The organism is Cerasicoccus arenae, from assembly GCF_014651635.1.
Taxonomy (GTDB): domain Bacteria; phylum Verrucomicrobiota; class Verrucomicrobiia; order Opitutales; family Cerasicoccaceae; genus Cerasicoccus; species Cerasicoccus arenae.
On record NZ_BMXG01000003.1, the window covers coordinates 31,607 to 52,733 of the forward strand.

Annotated in this window: 11 protein-coding genes and 2 pseudogenes; 6 read left to right on the forward strand and 7 right to left on the reverse strand. The window is 50.5% G+C overall.

Going from position 1 to position 21,127, the window contains the following annotated elements; translation table 11 throughout:
- Nucleotides 1-6: 6 nt before the first annotated feature.
- From IE065_RS03055 to IE065_RS03075, 5 genes are read left to right on the forward strand one after another with little or no spacing between them, the layout of a single operon-like run.
- Nucleotides 7-3,246, forward strand: a complete 3,240-nt coding sequence (locus IE065_RS03055; RefSeq protein ID WP_189511710.1) for a type I restriction endonuclease subunit R — start codon at nt 7-9, stop codon at nt 3,244-3,246.
- Complete coding sequence (locus IE065_RS03060) at nt 3,243-4,214, forward strand: HNH endonuclease (protein ID WP_189511712.1); 972 nt, start codon at nt 3,243-3,245, stop codon at nt 4,212-4,214. The genes IE065_RS03055 and IE065_RS03060 overlap by 4 nt, the downstream gene beginning before the upstream one ends.
- 4 nt (nt 4,215-4,218) lie before the next feature.
- Nucleotides 4,219-5,088 (forward strand): GIY-YIG nuclease family protein, encoded by an 870-nt coding sequence (locus tag IE065_RS03065; protein ID WP_189511714.1) that lies wholly within the window; start codon nt 4,219-4,221, stop codon nt 5,086-5,088.
- Nucleotides 5,075-6,838, forward strand: coding sequence for a DEAD/DEAH box helicase (locus tag IE065_RS03070; protein WP_189511716.1), 1,764 nt, complete (start codon nt 5,075-5,077; stop codon nt 6,836-6,838). Before IE065_RS03065 ends, IE065_RS03070 begins: the two co-directional genes overlap by 14 nt.
- Before the next feature lie 2 nt (nt 6,839-6,840).
- The gene (locus IE065_RS03075) at nt 6,841-8,850 is read left to right on the forward strand and encodes a UvrD-helicase domain-containing protein (RefSeq protein WP_189511718.1); all 2,010 of its coding nucleotides are present in this window, start codon (nt 6,841-6,843) and stop codon (nt 8,848-8,850) included.
- Between the two features lie 64 nt (nt 8,851-8,914).
- Here IE065_RS03075 and IE065_RS03080 read toward each other — a convergent pair whose 3' ends face one another.
- Nucleotides 8,915-10,564 carry a tyrosine-type recombinase/integrase gene (locus IE065_RS03080; RefSeq protein WP_308437493.1) on the reverse strand — a complete coding sequence of 550 codons (1,650 nt, stop codon included), beginning with the start codon at nt 10,562-10,564 and terminating at the stop codon, nt 8,915-8,917.
- Between the two features lie 333 nt (nt 10,565-10,897).
- Nucleotides 10,898-12,010 carry a Fic family protein gene (locus IE065_RS03085; RefSeq protein WP_189511723.1) on the reverse strand — a complete coding sequence of 371 codons (1,113 nt, stop codon included), beginning with the start codon at nt 12,008-12,010 and terminating at the stop codon, nt 10,898-10,900.
- A gap of 1,517 nt (nt 12,011-13,527) precedes the next feature.
- Here IE065_RS03085 and IE065_RS17970 point away from each other — a divergent pair.
- A pseudogene (locus tag IE065_RS17970) lies at nt 13,528-13,629 on the forward strand (integrase core domain-containing protein); the annotation flags it as partial.
- Nucleotides 13,630-13,686: 57 nt separating this feature from the next.
- On the opposite strand, the gene IE065_RS03095 reads toward IE065_RS17970, so the two are convergent.
- The 5 genes and pseudogenes from IE065_RS03095 to IE065_RS03110 all read right to left on the reverse strand — a co-directional run bounded on the left by IE065_RS03095 (nt 13,687) and on the right by IE065_RS03110 (nt 20,941).
- Nucleotides 13,687-15,729 carry a GH92 family glycosyl hydrolase gene (locus IE065_RS03095; protein ID WP_189511724.1) on the reverse strand — a complete coding sequence of 681 codons (2,043 nt, stop codon included), beginning with the start codon at nt 15,727-15,729 and terminating at the stop codon, nt 13,687-13,689.
- A 180-nt stretch (nt 15,730-15,909) separates the two neighbouring features.
- On the reverse strand, nt 15,910-16,746 hold the full coding sequence (locus tag IE065_RS03100) for a LacI family DNA-binding transcriptional regulator (RefSeq protein ID WP_229792048.1): 837 nt from the start codon (nt 16,744-16,746) through the stop codon (nt 15,910-15,912).
- A gap of 66 nt (nt 16,747-16,812) precedes the next feature.
- Nucleotides 16,813-17,001 (reverse strand): annotated as a pseudogene (locus IE065_RS18340) (hypothetical protein); the annotation flags it as partial.
- Between the two features lie 194 nt (nt 17,002-17,195).
- The gene (locus IE065_RS03105; RefSeq protein ID WP_189511729.1) at nt 17,196-17,855 is read right to left on the reverse strand and encodes a hypothetical protein; all 660 of its coding nucleotides are present in this window, start codon (nt 17,853-17,855) and stop codon (nt 17,196-17,198) included.
- A 425-nt stretch (nt 17,856-18,280) separates the two neighbouring features.
- Nucleotides 18,281-20,941: a GH39 family glycosyl hydrolase gene (locus IE065_RS03110; RefSeq protein WP_189511731.1), complete on the reverse strand. Its 2,661-nt coding sequence runs from the start codon at nt 20,939-20,941 to the stop codon at nt 18,281-18,283.
- Nucleotides 20,942-21,127 lie beyond the last annotated feature (186 nt).

The window sequence follows — 21,127 nt, forward strand, 5'->3', positions numbered from 1 at the left end:
TACCGAATGAAATTCACCGAAGCCCAACTCGAATCAGCGATCATTGAACTCCTATCAGCGGAGGGCTACCCGCATGTGCTGGGGGAGACGATACTGCGGTCTCCGCAGGAGGTGCTGATCAAGGAAGATCTGCGGCATTTCCTGGCAACTCAGTATGCGGCGGATTTCATCACGCCGCAGGAAATCGAGGCGGTGATCAAGCAGCTCGAAGCCTACTCCGCGGCGGATCTCTACGAGAGCAACAAGCAGATCATGAAGCTGGTCTCGGATGGCTTTCTGCTGAAACGGGAGGATCGATCCCAGAAGGATCTGTATATCCAGTTGATTGATTACTCGGAGCTGGTGGCTTTCCGCGAACCGAAGGCGGGCGAGGTGCCGTCGATTCTGGCGGAGGAGGAGCCTGTCTATCAAACGGGTGGGAACATTTTCAAGATCGTCAACCAACAGGAGATTATCGGCTACGAGAAGCGCATCCCGGATGGGATTCTCTACATCAACGGGCTGCCCTTGGTGGTGTTTGAGTTCAAGAGCGCGATACGCGAGGAGGTCGGGATTCACAACGCCTACGAACAACTGACGGTGCGCTACAAGCGGGATATCCCGGAGCTTTTCAAATACAATGCGTTCTGCGTGATCAGCGACGGGGTGAACAACAAGGCGGGTTCGTTCTTCGCGCCCTATGAGTTCTACTACGCGTGGCGGAAGACGGATGGCAGTGAGTTGGTAGAGGTGGATGGGATCAACTCGCTCTACTCGATGATCAAGGGGATGTTCCAGCAGAGGCGGTTGATCGATGTGATACGGAACTTCGTTTACCTGCCGGACGTTTCCCGCAAGGAAGAGAAGATCCTCTGCCGCTATCCGCAATACTACGCGGCGACGAAGCTCTACCGGAACATCCTGGAGCACATGAAGCGTCCCGACGGTGAAGGCGGCTTCACGGGCGATGGCAAGGGCGGCACCTACTTCGGCGCGACGGGTTGCGGCAAGAGCTACACGATGCTCTTCCTGGCGCGGCTGCTGATGAAGAGCGTGGATCTCGCGAGCCCGACCATTGTCCTGATCACCGACCGCACGGATCTGGATGACCAGCTCTCGGGACTTTTCACCAACGGCAAGGGCTACATCGGCGATGAAGCTGTGATCAGCGTGGAGAGCCGCGCTGACCTGCGCAGGCAACTGAAAGGGCGGAACAGCGGGGGAGTCTTTCTCACGACGATCCACAAGTTCACCGAGGATACGGAGCTGCTGACGGATCGCACGAACGTGATTGTCATCTCGGATGAGGCGCACCGCAGCCAGGTGAACCTCGACCAGAAGCTCAGGATCACGGAAGACGGGGTGAAGCGGACGTATGGCTTCGCCAAGTATCTGCACGACTCCCTGCCGAACGCGACCTATGTGGGATTCACCGGAACGCCCATCGATGCGACGCTGGATGTCTTCGGCGAGGTGGTGGATGCCTACACGATGACGGAATCGGTGGCGGACGAGATCACGGTGCCCATCGTTTACGAAGGCCGGGCGGCCAAGGTGATCCTGGACAACAGCAAGCTGGAGGAGATCGAGAAATACTACGACGAGTGCGCCGAGGCGGGGGCGAGCGATTACGCGATAGAGGATAGCAAGAAGACGATGGCGAACATGGGCGCGATCCTGGGCGATCCGAAACGCATCGCGGCGCTGGCGGAGGATTTCGTGGCGCACTACGAGAAGCGCGTGAGCGAGGGCTCGACGGTGGCGGGGAAGGCGATCTTCGTGAGCAGCAGCCGGCAGATTGCCTATGATTTCTACAAGCAGGTGATCGCGCTGCGCCCGCAGTGGGGTGAGGTGCGGATCTGTGCGGAAGGCGTGGAGCTGAGCGAGAAGCAGAGGAAGGAGATTCTGCCGATGGAATACATCAAGATGGTGATGACACGGGGGCAGGATGATGAGAAGGCGCTCTACGATCTGCTCGGCAACAAGGACGAGCGGAAGAAGTTCGATACCCAGTTCAAGAAGGCGGAATCCAATTTCAAGATCGCCATCGTGGTGGACATGTGGCTGACGGGATTCGACGTGCCTTTCCTCGATATCATCTACATCGACAAGCCGGTGCAGCGCCACAACCTGATCCAGACGATCTCGCGGGTGAACCGGAGATTCGAGAACAAGCAGAAGGGGCTGGTGGTGGACTACATCGGCATCAAAAAGCAGATGAACTTGGCGCTGGCGCATTACTCCAAGGCGGACAGCAGCAACATCGAGGAGATCGCGGCATCGATCACCGTGGTGAAGGATCATCTGGATCTGCTGGGACGGATCTTCCACCAGTTCGATACGAAGCCCTATTTCAGCGGATTGCCGATGGAGCAGCTGCACTGCCTGAATCTGGCGGCGGAGTTCGTGCAGCTCACGGAGAAGATCGAGAAGCGGGTGATGTTCCTGGTGAAGCGGTTGAAAGCCGCCTACGACATCTGCAGCGGGAGCGATGCCTTCACGGAAACTGAGCGCGACCACATCCACTTCTATCTGGCGGTGCGGGCTATCGTGGCGAAGCTGACCAAGGGCGAAGCACCCGACAGCGCGCAGATGAATGCGAAGGTGCGGAAAATGATCTCAGATGCGCTGCAGAGTGACGGGATCGAGGAGATCTTCAAGCTGGGCGAAGACGGAGCGAAGGAGATCGATATCTTCGGCGACGACTACCTCGCCAAGATCGAGAAGATCAAACTGCCGAATACGAAGATCAAGCTGCTGCAGCAATTGCTCAAGCGGGCGATCGATGACTTCAAGAAGGTCAACAAGGTCAAGGGGGTGGATTTCACTAAGCAGTTCCAGGCGCTGGTGAACAAATACAACGAGCGGGATGAGAAGGATATCCTGCGCAGCGAGGTGCTGGAGGGATTCTCCGATGAAATGATCGCCCTGATCCAAGCGCTGCAGAAGGAGAAGGAATCCTTCGGCGAGATGGGGATCGATCTGGAGGAGAAGTCATTTTACGACATCCTCAAGACACTCGCCCATAAGTACGATTTCGAGTATCCCGAGGACAAGCTGATCAAGCTGGCCAAGGAGGTGAAGACGGTGGTGGATGATAAAGCGAAATACACAGACTGGAGCCAACGCGCCGACATCAAGGCCGAGCTGAAAGTGGATCTGATCATCCTGCTGGCGGAGAACGGTTATCCACCGGTGGATAGGGATGAGGTTTACAAGGAGATCTTCGAGCAGGCGGAGAATTTTAAGAAGTATCAGGCGCGATGAACTACTGGTGGGTAAACCATAAGCAAACATTTCGCCAAGAATTTAGCGGGAAGTATGTTTGGTGCCCAAAGCTGAAGTCGAACGGACAGCAAAGCCATTACTATGAGTCGATGCGCGAGGTACAGCCAGGCGATTTATTATTTTCATATGCCTATGCGGCGGTGCAGGGATTTGGCTTTGCTCGGACGCATTGCTACTCTTGTCCGAAGCCCGATGACTTCGGCAAAGTGGGCGACGTCTGGAACACGCGCGGCTGGCGAGTGGATGTCGAATTCCAAGCATTTTCCAATCCGCTGCGGACGGCCGATTACGCCAGTGAAATTGCACCATTGCTGCCCAACAAGTATTCGCCGATACGTGCCGATGGCTTCGGCAACCAGGTGGCTTATTTTGCGATGGTCCCCGAAGCAATGGCAATGAAAGTCGCTGAGCTAGCCGACCCTATGCTGGCCATGGGATTAACAAGCGTGGGCGAACGAGAGAATTTAATCGAGATTGCGCTACCCTCTTTGCAAGAGTGGGAAGACCGACAGCAGCAAATTATTGCTGCTAGGAATGAACTACCGCTAACTACCCGTGAGGCACTGATACAATCTCGAATCGGCCAGGGGCTCTTCAAGCAACGCGTTGGTCGCTTCGAACGTGCTTGCCGAATTACCAAGGTAGATAATCCAACGCACCTGATAGCCAGCCACATTAAACCCTGGCGTGAGTCGGACGACGAAGAGCGTCTCTCTGCTGGCAATGGCCTACTCCTCACGCCTTCCATCGACCACCTGTTTGATCGTGGGTTCATCTCCTTCGCTGATGACGGAGAACTGATCGCCTCTCCAATCGCCGACAAAGCATCGCTGAAGCAGATGGGTGTCGCAACCGATGAAGTGATCCATGTTGGCCAATTTAACACCGACCAAAAACATTTCCTCGACTACCACCGTAAAGAAATCCTGCTGAAGTCAGCCTCTTGAAACCATGAAAACGAGCCCTAAAACCCTCCAAATATTTCTACCTGAAGGAGATGCAGCCGGCATACGTGTGGCAGAGTTGACAACACGCATTGTGCAAGCCGTCGCGGTTCCTCGCACTCGCCTGAAAGAGTTTTTTGAGCGAGCGGAATCCAGGCATATTGGCGTTTATTACTTATTTGGTGGTGACGACGAGTCGACCAAACCGATCGCCTATATCGGGCAAACGGAAGACTTGAAACAGCGTCTAAAGAATCATGACAGCAATAAGGAGTTTTGGAATCTGGCAATCATTGTCATTTCGCGAACCCACTCCTTCACCCAAGCCCACATCCGATGGCTGGAGTGGCATTCTATTCGATTGGCAAATGAAGCAAAGCGTTTTCGCCTGGATAATGGCAATGCCGGTTCGGAGCCATTCGTGACGGAGCCTATTCGCGCGGACTTGGAGGAGATCTTTGAGACAGCGTCACTGCTGCTGGAAAGCTTGAGTTTTCCACTATTTGACCCACTGATCGAGCGGCTTTCAATGAGGCAAAAAGAGCAGGACTTGTGGCATATCAATGCGACTGGTGTTAGTGCGACTGCAACCTTTACAACTGATGGCATCGTCGTGCACAAGGGATCGATTGCTAGATTAAAGATGTCTCGTAGTGCGGAAAACAGCTTCTTTGACAAACGGCGAGAGCGCATGATTCAAGATGGAATCCTGATCGAGAAAGATGGCGGCTACCTATTCACTGAAGACTACCCATTCAAGTCGCCCAGTGGCGCAGCAGCAATCGTACGCGCCAGACATTCCAATGGCTGGATCGAATGGAAAAACAAATCCGGCCAAACGCTGAAGGAAGTCAAGCGCTCCGATGCCGACGAATAACCAGCTAGCCCTCTACCAGGAGCTCAAGCAGCTCGTGGCCGAAGAGTCCCGAGCCTTGCAAGCCAGCCACGAGAAACTGCTGCGCATGCCAGTGGGCAAGCGGGTGTTTCAAGGGAAATGTTTGGAGCGGGTTACCTATCGGCAGAAGCAGGACAACAACGTGCTGCGCTTTGAGTGTGATGAGAATCTATCCGAGTTTCGTGAAGGCGACCCGATCGTCCTGCACACAGGAAATCCCTTTGAGCCGGTAAGCTATGGCAACTGGGTGCGTGATGGTGAAACCTTCAGCGGACGAGAGTTTGTCGAGATTGCCGTCTCTGATGTAGGTACCCAGGCGATTGCCGCCTGTGGTGACTCCTTGATGATCGACGCTGGCATCTTTGATCCAGCGCCGCAGCTCAATCGAGCTTTGGACGAAATGGGAGCGTCGAAGCGTGGGCAGTCGCGTATCTTGCCGCTGATCGAAGGCAAAGTGCAAACGGATGGCGTTGATCCTGAAGAATACGACAACGCAGCGACCGAAGCAGCAACCAACAACTTTAACGATTCGCAACAAGACGGGGTCGCCATTGGCAGCACGACTGACTGGTGCGCCCTGATTCAAGGACCTCCAGGAACGGGTAAAACACGAGTGCTAGCGCAAATCGTTCGGCAGCGTTTGGCTTGTGGCGAACGCATTTTGGTAACGGCGTGCACGCACCGGGCGATTCATGAAGCGCTGAATAAAATCCATGGACTAAATCCGGAGCTGGAGCGCGTGGCTAAAGTAGGGGTTTATAGCATTGATCAGAGTTTGGAAGTCCCGGTTTACGATAACTATGCCGAGTGTGGTTTCGACGAGAGCACCGAGGGCTACGTGATCGGCGCGACGCCCTTCACTGCGTTCAGCAGTCGGTTGAATCGGGCAGAGTTTGACTGCGTGATTATCGATGAGGCCAGCCAGATGACCTTGCCCTTGGCGATCATGGCGATGCTCAGCGCAGATTGCTATGTGGTCATTGGCGACGAAAAGCAGTTGCCGCCAGTCTTGCTTTCCAAGTGTGCCTTTGAGGCTAAAAATTTTGGGCTGTTTCAACGTCTGCGTCATGTTGCGGAGCGTGAAATGCTGACGACGACCTACCGCATGAATCATGAAATATGCCGCTGGGTGAGCTCGGAATTTTACTCGGGTGAACTGGAGCCGCATGAAGGGTGCAGGGATAATGTGCTGCCACTGAGCGGCGAGGCGAGCCAACCCTGGCTCAACGAAGCCCTGAGTAGTGAGCATAGTCTGGTGTGGATACCCACGCAGGTTGAAAATACCCGGCACTACTCGATGGAGGAAGCTGACCTCGTGAACCAACTAATAGCTGAGTTGCATCGGCGGGGGCATCCCCTGAGCGACGTGGGTGTGATTACCCCCTTTCGTCGGCAAGCGCGAGTGATCCGCCAACGATTGCGCCAGAATCGCACCTGGGATCGAGCGGATTTGCAGGGCGTCGTCGTAGACACCGTAGAGCGTATGCAGGGTCAGGAACGCAGCGTGATCATCCTGAGCACGGCGGCGGCGGATCGGCGGTTTCTCAGCGCCGTCGAGGAATTTGTATATTTTCCGTCGCGCCTGAATGTGATCGTGAGTCGCGCTAAAGTGAAGGTTATCGTGCTAGCGGCGGAGAATTTTTTGCAAACAGTGAGCGCGATGGATGAAGTGCGGGAAGCGATTGAGCACTGGCGAAGCTTGAGGGAGGCAAGTCACGTCGTTGACGTATAGCCATGGCCCGCATGCTTCCAGATCGCTTGCCGCAAAAGCTGCCCGACCACTTGGTGAAGGTGTGGCGGCAACTGCGTGCGATCGATGACGATGATCTAGTTTGCCGTATCAGTTACCAGATCGCCAATCCAAATCACCCAGATTTTCTGGTGATCTACCGCAACCGCGCCGCGTTCTTGCTGGCCGTGAATAGCGCAGATACGGAGGCTGTGGATCGATATTTCCAATGCGAATTGCTGGACGGCGATGGCGAAGCGCCTGAGGACCTGAAGCAGGCGCATAGCCTAAGTGCCTTCACCCAAGTGGTGCTTGAAGAACTGGGTGCTGGCGCGGATCTGAGCTTGCAGCATTGGGTGCTCTTTCCCAAGGCATCCGATGAATCGGTGGAACGACTCGCGCGCAGTTGGCAGGGTGCGCCACGATTGTTCCTCGGCAAACAGGAGTGTCGCGAGGAATCGTTGCTGCGGCATTTTCAAGCGGCGGCGGACCTTGAGCTGGACCAACAGGTATTGAACTTGATCGTCGGGCGTTTTGCGCCAGAGGCGGCGATTCCCGCAAGCTGGGTGACGCGCGCCGAGCGATTGTCGACTAAGGAAGCTCCCAAACAAATGGACTTCCTCCTGGATTATGACCAGGAGGCGGCCATGAAGCGTGACTTGGAGTTGTCCAGTGAAGCATTTAAGGCGGCCAGCTCGGGGCATGTGCGCCTCGTGACGGGCACGGCGGGCTGCGGCAAAACGTTGATCCTGCTTTTCCGCGCGCGTCTCTCCGCCACACTGAATGATAATCAGCGTGTGCTCGTGCTGATGCACAACAAACCGCTGCGGGCGGATCTACAGACGCGGGCGAAGGAGCTGGGTATGTCGCGCAACGTGGAATGGCGAACGTTCTTCAGTTGGCTACATTCGATGATGAAGTTTAACATGATCGAGCCAGCGACCCGCAATGCGTTTATCAACCAAGCATTGAAAGACGAAGAGCTTGAAGGGCAGTTCACACGCGAGTTCCTGCTGGATGAGTTTGAATGGATTTCGGATAACGCTCTGGATAGCCCGTCACTCGACTGGTATCTGGAAAGCGCGCGGACCGGCCGCAAGCGAGCCCTGCAACCCACGCAGCGCCAAGGCGTCTACCAGCTATACTCCCTATACCGGAAGATGCTCGATTCGCAGGACCAAGTTGATTGGCCAGTGGCTCCCCGACTTTTTCTCAAGAAGCTGCGCGATGGCGCAATTGCGGGAAAGACTTACCACACCATTTACATCGATGAAGCCCAGTTTTTTGCACCGATCTGGTTTGAGTGCGTGAAGGCTGCGCTTCACCCCGAATATGGTCGGCTCTTTATGGCGGCGGACCCAACCCAAGGCTTTTTACGCAGTGGACAGTCCTGGGTGCAAGTCTTGGGTGGCGACATGCGCGGGCGTTCGCAGCGCCTAACTAAACCCTATCGGAATACCCGTGAGATCATGGCATTGGCTAAGCGATTCTACGTGAGCCGTATCCGCAGCGAGGAGGACGAAGTGAATCTGCCAGATCAGGCCTACATCGAATCGATGCCCAGTGGCGAGGCAGCTAACTTGGTCAACGCGGGCAGCCGATCGATGCAGAATGTCTTGGTGGAACAATTGAAGCAGCTCTTCGATAGCGGGCTCAACCCAGGTAATGTCCTACTGATCGATGCGTCAGGATACAGTGAGCAAAGCGAACTGGATCACCTGGGGATACACTTTGGCGATAAGATTGTCTCGGCTGCTGACGCTAAGAACCGGAGCCAAATGCGCGTCAGCACGATCAACGCTTGCACGGGCATTGAATCACCGATTGTGGTGATCATCGGCCTGGATCGATTGTTCGAGCAGGAAAAAGCGCTCGGCATGGATGAAATAGATCGCGAAGAACTCGTGCGAAAGAATACTAAGCGTGTCTTCGTGGCAATTACCCGGGCTTCGCAAAAGGTCGTGGTGGTTTTTAAGAGCGAGAATACGCGGAGAATTTTGACAACGAAAGAATGATAAACTCGTAGCAAAATTTATTTTGCAAGAATTAGGCAGTTTTTCGGTTCTTGTGAGTGGGCTCTTATCGCAGCTTTTGTTTAGCTAATCTTATCGTTGAATTTGCAGGTGTCGTCCAAGGTGTAACCGATATTGGATAGTCGATATTTTTGATCTCCTCGTAGAGAACTGTAATTTGAAATCCAACACCGTAGCGTGAACTCACCGCTGAATCGGCGTGCCCGGTGAGTGCATCATGCTTATCCCGGGGTATTCCCGCGTTACGGCAAGCGTCTTTGAATGTATGCCGGAAGCTATGGAATACTTTACGGGTGTCTTCGACCCCACAGTCCTGTGAGATGTATTTATTGATCCACTTGGAGAACTGACGCGTACACTTTTCCTGATGGTGATTGAGATGAGGAAACAAGTGGGTGTGCTTTAGTCTTTGGATTGAGGCGATGTAGCTGATAAATCCCAATTCCAGCAACTTTGGGTGAAGGGGGATTTGGCGCATGCTACCCGATGTTTTCAATGATTTGCCTTCGCCATCAACATTGATGTCCAAATACCAAAGGTCATCCTGCTGTTTAACGTCGGTTAGCCGTAGTTGGCCCAATTCCTCGAGTCTCGCACCGGTGTATAGAGCCATTAGCGGAAGCCAATATGCGGTTGCTATTCCACACTTTGGATGTCGCGCTTGTCCTAAATATACTGGGGACTTTTCGAATATAGCCTTTAGGTCCTCACTATCGAATGGCAATCGAGATTTCGCGGATACTTTGGGCAAGGGAGCAGCGATGCCTAAGGCCGGGTTCCGATCAATGTAGCCATTTTTGATGCACCAACTAAGCACAGAACGGACTGCAGCGAGGATTTTGTTAATGGAGGCTGGGTGTAGTCGCGCACAATTATTCTTGCGATATTTTGCGATTAATTGAGGCATGGGTAATGAACGATCATTGCGCGCAACGCGCTTGGGAACTTGCAAAAGGGCTTCTTTAAACTCCCTAATATCGGCAGGAGTGATGGTCTCGACTGTCTTGTCACCCTTGAGATCAATGAATCGCCGTATAGCCAATCTCCATTCTTGAATGGTTATGTCAGGGCGCTGTCCATCACGCTCCCACTTGATAAGCATCTCACTGATTCGATTGACGCTAGGAGATGTCGAAGCGTGAACGTTGGATATGGAGTGGGCGGGTTCTTCCAAATACTCAAGGTGCTGATTATCACCTGATGATCGTCGCATTATTTCTTCTAGGTATTCCAATCGGGCTTGGAGAAGATAGTAGCCAGCGCGTCGCCACGATTGAGTCTCGGGTTCTAAAAATGGCGCACGTTCCCGAGTCACTGAGTTTATGAAATCTTTCCGTGAGCGAAAGTCCATTTGCGCAAGTGATTGCCGTAAGGTTTCAGGAGAGTCATCGGGTGGAGTAACGGTTCCTGCCAGGCGATTCTCAAAGTCCTGATTAAGCGCCTGTCGTTTCCAATTTTCAGCCAGAGCTTTGGCTTCGGCGTGTCCAAACTGATCCATTAAGCGATATACATCCTCAAGCATTTGATTTACGGATGCCATGACCAATGCGGCACGTCGATTGGCGCTGGCGATCCGTCTCGTTTTCAGCGAAAGACAGAGCTCGGTTTGACCGAGTAGGGGTTTTAGCGCAGCAGGCACGCGCTGTCTATAATAGTACCCGGATGAACGTTTTTGAACATAGCTGGCCAAGCGCATAGGCAACTCCCTTGTGTAGCATTATTAACCGTTATGTGTAGCAACTTTTATGTTGCTACCGGCTCCAACTGGCTAATCCGTTGATTTCAAAGGGAATTTCGACAATCATGGCGCACCCGGGAGGATTCGACGCCGTTGAAGGAAATCCAGTGAAATCAGTAGCTTAGCCTAGAGCTATGAGCCGAATTACTGATCTTAGTGTAGCAGGCCGTGTGACGGCTGTGTAGCGAAGATTTTGTCGCTTGTGGATAACTTCAGGAACCAGAAGGACAAGAAATCCAAGGCAAATACGCGTTCAGAGGAAATCTAAATCGCATTGGCGTGAACATCACTTTAGTCGTATGCTGGCAGGTGCAGCCAATAGCGGGTGTGGCGTAGTTTGCCGGTTTTTTTGAGCGCACTAAGTTCCACCAATTCAGCCAAGTCACGGGTAGCGGTAGCCCTCGATGTCTTGGCAATGGCAATATAGTTTTCGGCGCTGAGACCTCCGATAAACCCATCCGGGCCTTCACGGAACATCCGTTCCAGTGCCTTTTCCTGGCGCGCGTTTATTTGATCACGCAACCTGTCGTAGAGTTTCGTTTTATCAATCAGAAATTGAATATGAACCTCTGTCCTCTTCTGTGCCGATAAGACTAAGTTAGCAAAGTACGTCAGCCAGTCTGTTAGCTCGTTATCACGACTAGCCGACGCGAGCTGGTCATAATAATTCTTTCGACCACGCTCAATCTGATGGGCCAGCGCCGTTAGCGACGGTTGCCCAATACTTTGAGCAATCGCCTTTTCTGAAATTGCCCGCCCAATTCGCCCATTCCCATCCTCAAAAGGGTGAATACTCACGAAATACAAATGGGCAATTCCGCTGCGGACGAGCGCGGGCAATGCGTTCTTTGATCCGGGAGCAGTCGCATTGAACCACTTGATGAAAGCGTTCATTTCCTTCTGCATCTGCTTGGAGGGCGGTGCTTCGTAGTGCACCTTGGGATCATGCATAGAACCGGAGACTACCTGCATTGGGTCAGCATGAGTGCGATAACAGCCAATTTCCTTCAGGTCGCGTCGTCCGTTAGTTAGTTGCCGATGCCACTCAAACAGCATATCATGTGACAGGTGTTTATCGAAGCTGCGATATAAGTGAACCATCATCTCCGCAATCCCCTGCTCAGCTGCCGGCACTTTCCTGCCGTCCGCTTGCAGGCCAAATTGACGACGGATGGAGGACTGCACACTTTCGCGGTTGAGCAGTTCCCCTTCAATCTCGGAGGTTTTCAGTGCCTCGGTGCTGAGCAAATCGATTTTTAGCGTATCTTTGTCATCATCCCGCAAATGCTTGAACGCGCCAATTACAACACCGGATTCCTGGAGGAACTGTTTCTCCAGTGTCTCCAATACCTTGGTCCGGTAGGTGAAATTCGGCCAATCAACCTGCTGCCAATTCCATTTCATGAGCTATAACCTTTCATTCTATAACTCAAAATTAGCATAATATTGATTGATTGGATAGCCTTTAATAGCTCATGCAGGCCAAAAAGGCCGCCTCGGAATCCAATCCAGCTATTATTGCAGGTAAACTGGCGGATACCTGCTTACTGTTACGGTCATTTAGATCGACTTGATACCCCTACACCGCCGAAGCCGTAGCCAGCGACCAAACGTTGCCCTGATTAACGCCAACTACAGAGAAAGTTCAAAGAGAGGTATCGGTGGAAAGTTACGATTCTCCGACCACCCCAACGCTGCGCCATAGAGTTATAAGCACCTAATGTTTATGGGGCGAAGAACAAATTCAATCTGTTAATGAAAAAGGAAATGAGGATTCATATAATCCCATTCGCTCGATTGATATTACATTCTTATTTCACATTATTCACATTGTAATGATTTTAATTCTTAAGAATGGGCATTCTGGCACTTTTTTAGCTGGCACACCCACTGCTCATGGAATCCAAGCCATACGCACGTTCAGAGCGAATTTACATCGTATTGGTGTGGATCATCGTGCTTTTGATTATTCTTGCCGCTTATCCCAATCAGAATTTTGAAATTCCCTCTGACGAGGAAATCATTCAGCAGGTAATTCCATCCTACATGGAGTTTCAAGGGACAGTGACCACTAAGATTGTGTATGATGAGAGCAATCGCCCAACTCTCAACTATCAGTTGCGTGGCGCGCTAACGGCTAAAGAAGATTTATTTTGTGAGGCGAAAACAGAACTTTTTTTGGCAGATGCACGTAGTGTCGATCTTCGTCGAATCGAAGCCGCCAGGCGAGTGATGCAGTTAGTTAGAGGCAATGATTTGAATCCTGGATTGTCTGAGTTAAAAGATCCATTGAAGGTCACTCTCGTCAAACGAACGACTCATGGTGGTGATTCGCTCCCAATCGAATTAAGCCGTATGGCGCAACTTTCCAATGACAACTGGCGACTGATCAAGTTAGCAAGTGTCCGAGAATTAAATCCCGACTTGGAGCTCGGCGCTGTTTTGAGCGCATCGAGGGGTTACTCCTTAACTGGAATGTCAATGCAAAGACTTTCAAAGAGAGCTCAAAAGCAAAAAGAAGATTCGAGGCTAATTTTTCCGGGAGTTCCACTGAGTGATATGAGAAAGCCAATTGTTGATATGGATTCACCACAATTGCCAGAAAATCTTGATGCATTAATCAAGCGGGTAGAGAGTTTTCTAAGTAGCATTGAAACCGAGTTGAATCAGTGGATTACGGAGGTTGAAGCAATGAAATCTCATTCACTTCGAGTTTCGGTCGAATGGAAGGATGATGTGGTACAAATGGCGCAGTCAGGAACACTTTTGAAAGCAAAAACGGTGGCGCATTTTGACTATGCCGATAGGGAACAGCGCCAATTTCAGCTAGGCCTTTCGCCGGAGGGACAGATCCTGCTATATTCAGAGAACCAACAAGGAGAGACGCTTTATTTTGAGGGAGGCTTCGAGCCAACAACTGAATCAGTCACCGAATACCGGAGGCCAGGGAAAAGCTTGAAGAATACCGCCTCGATTATAATACCTATAGACCACACAGCTCGCTGGGCTATCGGCCTCCGGCCGAATACGCCCAGCAAGCTGTAGCCAAGACAACAACAACCCAATCGAAGCGGAAAATCCTAGCACTGCCTATGGCATGAAGATTGGGAGCGGGTCAATGCTTCATGCTGAATTATGCATTCATCGCCGTACTGATGATCATTCTCTAGAAGTATTGAATTCTCAACATTTGGAATATGAATCTTTGCGCTTTTTACCAATGGCTTAATCTGTATATATTCAGCCCTTCCCGGGCAATGTGGAAAGAGTCCTAGGCTGGAAAGTATATACCAAGACGCCATCTCTCCGTTATCCTCATCGCCCGGAAAGCAATCAGGGCCATAAAGCTCAGTGGCAACGCGCTGCACCCAGTACCTAGATTTTTCTGGCCTGCCCATGAGCGCATACAAATAGAGATAAGCGTGTACCGGCTGGTTCGATTGGGCATATTGGCCAAATCCCGCCATGGCCATTTCCGTCATTTCGTGAATTTCAGATTCATATGTGCCAACCAGGAAATCGGGATCTGTGCTCAACATAGTATCCAACTTCGCGCAAAGTGCCTTCGGTCCACCAAATAAATCTGCCAACCCCGATGGATCATGGGGCACATGAAATGACCATTGCCACGGTCCACCCTCGACATAGCCCCCCCCCCAAAGGCGTTCATTAAACGCTGGGTCCCACGAACCATCAGTATTGCGACCTCGCATAAATCCGACTGAGGAATCAAAGACGTTTTTATAAAATTGAGTCCGCGGAAGCAGTTTCTCAACTATGGATTGCTGTTTGAGATGCTTAGCAACCTGCAAAACGCAAAAATCATTATAGCAAAAATCTAATGTGCTAGCGACTGAGTGAGGGTATCTATCGGCTGGCAAGTACCCCAACCGTTCGTAATCTCGCAATCCCTTCCGCCCATAAAGGCCTGAGTCACTCTCAGTGCTAGCGTCTTTCCATATGTAGTCGAAAGCTTCTTCGACAGACCAATTAGTCACGCCCTTGCACACCGCATCGGCAACTACGGCGTCAAAATGCGTCCCGATCATGCAATCCCGGAGCCGATATGTTGGCCACCGTGGAGCCCATTTAGTATCCCGGCAAATAGTTAGCCACCCTTCAAGTATGTCAGACAGTATATCCGGGTAGACAAGAGCTAGAAGCGGATAAACGGTACGGAAGACATCCCAAAATCCGCTATCAGTGCACAGTGGTCCGTTGCCAACGTTGCCACTGAAGGGGCTGAAATGCACGCGTGCATTATGCTTATCGTATTCATCAAGCATACGAGGAAAAAGCAAAGCACGATACAGACAGGAGTAGAAAGTAACTGCCTGACGCTCGTCAATCGGATCAATCTCAATTCGACTCAGTAGATTATTCCACTCCTGCGCACATTCCTGCGCCAAGGCATCCATGGAGCGATGTGCCACTTCTCTTTCATGGGTAATCGCAGCCTGGTTGTGATCAATAAATGAACCAGCTAGAGAAAACTCCACACTCTCCACCTCGCCGCCAAAGACTAAATAACCACCATCACCAAGACGGTTGAATTCCACAGGGCTTGGGTCAAACTGCCCGTGAATATAGAGGGTATAATTCTGCGGCAACGTTTCGTGGGATTCGTTAATTTCCATGTTAAGCGTTCCCCCGCTCGAAGATTTCGTCAAACTGAGATCATGATCGCGATCGAGCCAAAATCGAATTTTAATAGGCTCCCCGCTCTTCCGTTTTACCTTAAAACGAGCACCGCGCCGCGATGGGACAACATCAAGCTCGATACCATAGCGCAAAAGCTCCGTTTTAATATGGTTCGGCTTGAGCGTTGATTGACTCACGCTCCAACAGGAAGAAAGTTGCTCAATACTCCCCAATGAATTCCCGTGAAATGGAGTTATTAGCATACTCGCATAGTCTCCAATCCATGGGCTTGGTTGATGCGTTAATCGTATGCCCTGCAATTTTGGGTGCTTGGGGTTGAAATACCAAGGCCCACGCGCAGTCTGTAGAGTCCAATGATGCATGCCCCAAGGCACTGATGCGATTGGCAATGTGTTACCTCGCGAATAGTCGTAAGTCGAATCCGTTCCTTGAAGAACATTAACAAGTTCGAGGGGCTTCATATAGTGTTGCTCTGAATAGAATCGCTATCTGCATATCAAGACTAAGCGCATTATATATCCCTTAGTTTGAGCAGAATAATAGTGGGAGTTTTTACGTGAGCATTCTTTTAAAGCGAAACCTCTTGACGCACACAATGCCAGTTAAGGCCTCCACTCCTCAACCATAGCAAAACTGATATGCTAATTGTTTCGGTTTTTGCGATTTCCGTTCTTGCTCTGATTTCTGGGGGGGGATACCGAGTTGCCCATAACCACATATGTGTCCATCGTAACAATCTGTGGCCCCATAGGTTCAATGCGCATTTTTTCTAAGGTATTCAGGACCCGGCGCGCCAATTCTGCGCGATCATATCGAATAGTTGTCAGGCCCATGAGTCGAGACTCTGGAATATCGTCACTTCCGATAATGGACAAATCTTTTGGCACGGAAAGACCATCAGCATGAACACCAATCCAAATACCACTGGCCAAAGTGTCATTAAAGGCCATGACGGCTGTAGGAGCATTGGACATTTCCCTAATCAACTGCCAAGCCTTAACCCCCGACTCACGGTTATTGGCATTCATGATCACCAAGGACTCATCATACTCAATCTTATGCGACTTCAGGACCTCCTTATAGGCGCAAAATGAATTAGTAAATTTGGCCTGTGGATGATCCACTCCCACATAAGCAATGCGTCGATGTCCCATGCCGATCAAGTTGCGAAGTCCAATGCAAAAGGATTCGTAGTCATCTCTTCTGGCCTGTGAATATCCATCAGGTGCATAGTAGAGGGCCATGAATGGATAGCCACGATCGACCAGCTGTCGATACAGATCTCCGTTTTCAGTCCAGGATACAGCATCGCAAATAACGCCATCAGCCTCTCCAGCAGCCCAATGGCGGAGAAACGAAGATTCAACCTTCGCATCGTAGTGCGTCAGGCCCAATACAAAATTAGTACCTTGCCGATGAGCTTCAGCGTCAAGGGTCTCAACTAATTGTGCGTACTCGGAATTTTCTAGGTGAGGCAATAAGAGCCCCCATCGAAAGCTCCTTTGCGAGCGTATCATACGCGCGCCAGGGTGTGGTGAAAAACCGATTTCGCCGGCCGCCTTAATTATCTTATCACGCGTACCCTTTTTGACCGATGCTTTGGGATTGAATGCGCGAGATATAGTGCTTCTGGAAAAGCCGGTGAGGCTTTCCAAATCAGTGATCGTCGGCCGCTGGACATGGGGGGCAAGATGTCGAGCATTAGATAATTCGGACTTTGTAGATTTAGGCATTAAAACTGAGAAGAAGATGAATAAGAGTCAGCCCAACTCCAAGCAAAGAATCGCGTTTCAGTGTGATAAAATCCTCATAAATAAAAGGTAGAGCCCCTTGGGTAAAGCTCTACCTTTGCCGTCAAATTAGTTGACCGTCAATTTCAAGGAACGGGAATGCATCTCGGCCCAAACTATGCAGAAATGCTGTTCAATTACGCATTTCGCTTACGACGCAGGCAAAGCAATCCGAGAGCCAGCGACCCTAAAGCCATTGCATAAATTGAAGGCTCCGGAATCGTAGTGGTAACAATTGCCAATTCAGTTGCACGTCCAGCAGCAAAGCCATTAGAGCCCATTGTAAGAATCAAATAACGATGTGCAGGGGTGACAGACGTTGAAAAGTCAAAGTCCTGATGCCACGAAACAGAGCCGGTGCTAGCGACTGCTGTCGTTCCAAAATTAAAATCATTTGAATCGATATCCGTAAAAGTACCAACACCGCCACGGAGATTGTTAGGAGTATCTGACCACCATAGCTCCTCAAAAGGAGTAGGAGTCGAAATATTTGAGAAAAATCGATACGCGGTCCAAAGTTCCTCAATCTGTATTGTGCTGTAGTCCGCGCCGAAATCGATATAGGCTTGGCGAGGACCGGCAAAACTGTCGATATTCGCACCTAGTTCGCTTCCAGGAACCGTGCTAATGGGGGCAACAAGGTCGCCGATAACTGGTTGATCATCAAATGCACCCAGAAAGTTGTATGCAGCACCACCGGTTGCTGTGCCATAATCAGCTGGCGTAAAGACCTGCTGCGCACTGACTGATGCTGCGAATGCAAGCGATGAACTAAGTATTAATAATTTTACCGTCATGAGGTTGAATGAGTTTGGGGTTGAATTATTGCCTTGAGCGTCTACCGCCTGTGGCTCCATCTAAATGAGAACAGTTCCAAAAATCTACAAATTAATGCTCAAAGTCAATAGATTTTTTAACGAATCAAGATATTAGAATGACCATTAATGCTTCATCATCTCCAGCCAGAATAGCCCGATTTCTTACGACAATAAGCCAACTCCGCCCATCAACATACTGAAAAATCGCTACAATAATTTCCCAAAGAAATAATTTGGTATTAATCCCAAAATGAATGAGAATTCTGACTCAGTAATGGACACTAATTACGGGCAGTAAGAACGCCCCATTCGCTCAAAAGCTGACATTATCGCTTCCCTAGCCCTGAAGAATCAGGATGACCGACACAGCAAATCTCTAACTGGGTGGCCATCCTTACGCGTGCTCACTCCGCAGCTCCGTCGTGAGCCTCAGAAAGAATTTTTGACGCTACATCTCCATTGAAATCACTGAAGTAGGTCGGGAAAATATTCAATGGAAAGCTTGTACCAACTTGCTTCATACCGGTGTGGCCAAATGAGTCGGTGACTTGCCCCTCGCCCAAATTAATCCCCAATGGAGCAGTATCTTCAATTGCCCAAGCCGCAAGAATTAGTTGACCATTCTTAACAGCCCCATAGACACGCACATTCTCGTCAGCATGCGGCACTTGGAAAAAGTGCTCCACACCGTCCATCACTCGAATTAAGGTCGCGTAAGTCAGGAAAGCCGGGCGAGGCTGCAAATCGTTGTCCAACATTCCGCTTGAGGAATGCTGCGTTGGCGTCGATCCTTTTTCGCGGTAAACAAATACCTTGTCCACTCCATGCCCCAAGATTGTCAGGATATTGCGCGGAGTATAGGCAGCATGTTCACGATAGCCTACGGCCATGCGACCGCCAGTATCAAAGCCAGTTTCCGTCATCCATACCTTCATCTCCGGCTTATAGCGCTGCTTCCACTCAATCAGTTCGGTCAAGTTATCTTCAAAAGACATCTGACCTGCTGAACCACCATTCCGCTCAATATTGGTATTAACAGTAGCAATCTCCGGTGCGATCGGCCCCGTATAATGATGCACGCTTAGTACATCAATGTAGTCCAAAGGTGTTGTGCCATCCTCATAGACGTAGGTGCGAAAGCGGTCTACAAGACTAAGTTCAGTTCCGGCCAATCCTCCATTAGAAACCTGCGCGGTCGGATCAGCACGCTTCACGGCAATAGCACCCAACCTAAACATTTTTAAATACTCATCATAGGGACCGATCCAATGCCCCCATGACGGCGCATCCAAATTGGGTTCATTCCAGAGTTCGTAGGTCGTCATCAAGTTGAGCCCGGAAACCTTGTCTTCCGTCATCAGAACATCGGCCGGATGCGTTTGGCTGCCATATCGGGCAACTGTTTGAAAAACGAACTCAGCATAGTCTTCATAATTTCGGGGCGGGTAATGAAAAATCATATTTCCCGCATCCTCTGGTCCGATGGACTCAAACTCTGGCGTCTCAAATAAATAGGGTAAAACCGAAATGCCAAGATCATGGTAAGTTTCCACGTATTCATCAACATTCACTCGCCACGGAGCAACTTCTCCCGTGAAGTTGAATTCGCCTGGCTTGGGAGACATCATTGGCCACTTGAGGTTCTCAAAACGAATCCAACCAACACCCAACAGGCCATTCATCGCCGCCAATTCCGTCCATGAGGCGTTCATACCGAAGTGTGAATCCGGTGAAATTGAAATATCTCGAGGCGGCAGAACTAGCAACGTGCTCCAACTAATCCAACCCATATTAGGGTTTTTGCTCTCGTTCATGATCGAGAAGAGGTAGCAACCAGTATCAAGCGCCTCCTTCGTGGAAAACGGGATGACCTTATAACTGTTGGCCGGTATCGTTACGTTCAGCAAACCAGCATCGACACTCTGCCCAGTTACGGGAAATTCAAGTGGCTCGTCAGAAGCACCATCATACACCGAAATCTCATTCGGCAATTTTAATGCTTTCATTGAATCGCCATTGTTGTGATAGCGCAAACGTATCCGACGCGCCTTAGTAGGAATCTCTACTGGTACAAAGAACTCTCCCCATTTTCCATTCCAATCGAGATTGGTCAGTCCGGGCACAGCCTCATATGTTGAGCCGTCAAGTGATGCTTCAATATCTACTTTGTACACCCAATTGGCGTCACTCGCTTTTACTCGAAGCAGCCTGAGTTCAATGATTTCTCCAAAATCAATGTACTGCTTAGCCTCATCGACATTGGTCCCCCAATTGAAGCGGTAGCAGGTTGCGTCATTTCCGTCGGTTAATGTCCCGACTCCTACTTCCTCGCCGTTTCGCTCTGTCCAAGATAATTTGTCCCTAGCTTCGTCGGTGCCGAGAGCGGTTGGCGAAGGCGGCGCAACTAATTGACTGTCGAGTTGTAGTAGATAATTCAGGGTGAGATTTTGCGGTTCTGACGTATAATTAGTCACCACAACATTCCCCAGTGACCTCTCCCCGGATTCAATGGCCGGGGAAATAGCGAGACTAAATTGCAATGGATTAGTTACCTGCGCTTGATCTACCCAGCCGATGAGCGAATTGATCTGCAATGCAGTCTCCCCTGGCCCATTGGTAAACCACACAACATTGACGCGCTTAAGCGGAAAATCCATTTCACCATTTTTATCGCCCTGTTTATAAGCCTGAATGAACTCAGCTTCCGCAAAATCGAATCGCAGTTCCTTCCAACCACTATCTGTGTAAGGTATCGTCGATGACAAAGACTCGCCCTCGGAGTCCACAACCTGCACGCCTATCCGATTAACATTCTCCTGCGCATTGGCATAAAAGCTAAGAGCCATCAGGCTTTCAGGCAAAGCTGCACGTACGGATAAATCACCCTTCGCCCCCTTACAATTCGCCTGCCCCGTCAGTTGCAAGACGTCACCCTCATAATCCCGATACCTCCCAGCCGAGGTAATCGCCTGTATATGGTTAATCTGCCAGGCAGATATTTTGATGTCGTTTTTCTGATTAAGCCCACTGAGAAAAACAGCCTGAGACCCATATCCAATAGACACCGACGCAATCGAAATTAAATTAAATGCTAATAACCGTAGTTTTATATACCTCATGAATGATCTGCATTTGGTTTATTTAGGCAGCACACGCGTCCACTCGGACGGCTAGCCGAAAGATTATTTATAGATGGTCAGCTCGACACAAATCAAGGCTCACCAACCGTTCGAAGGTCAAACTGGTATGAG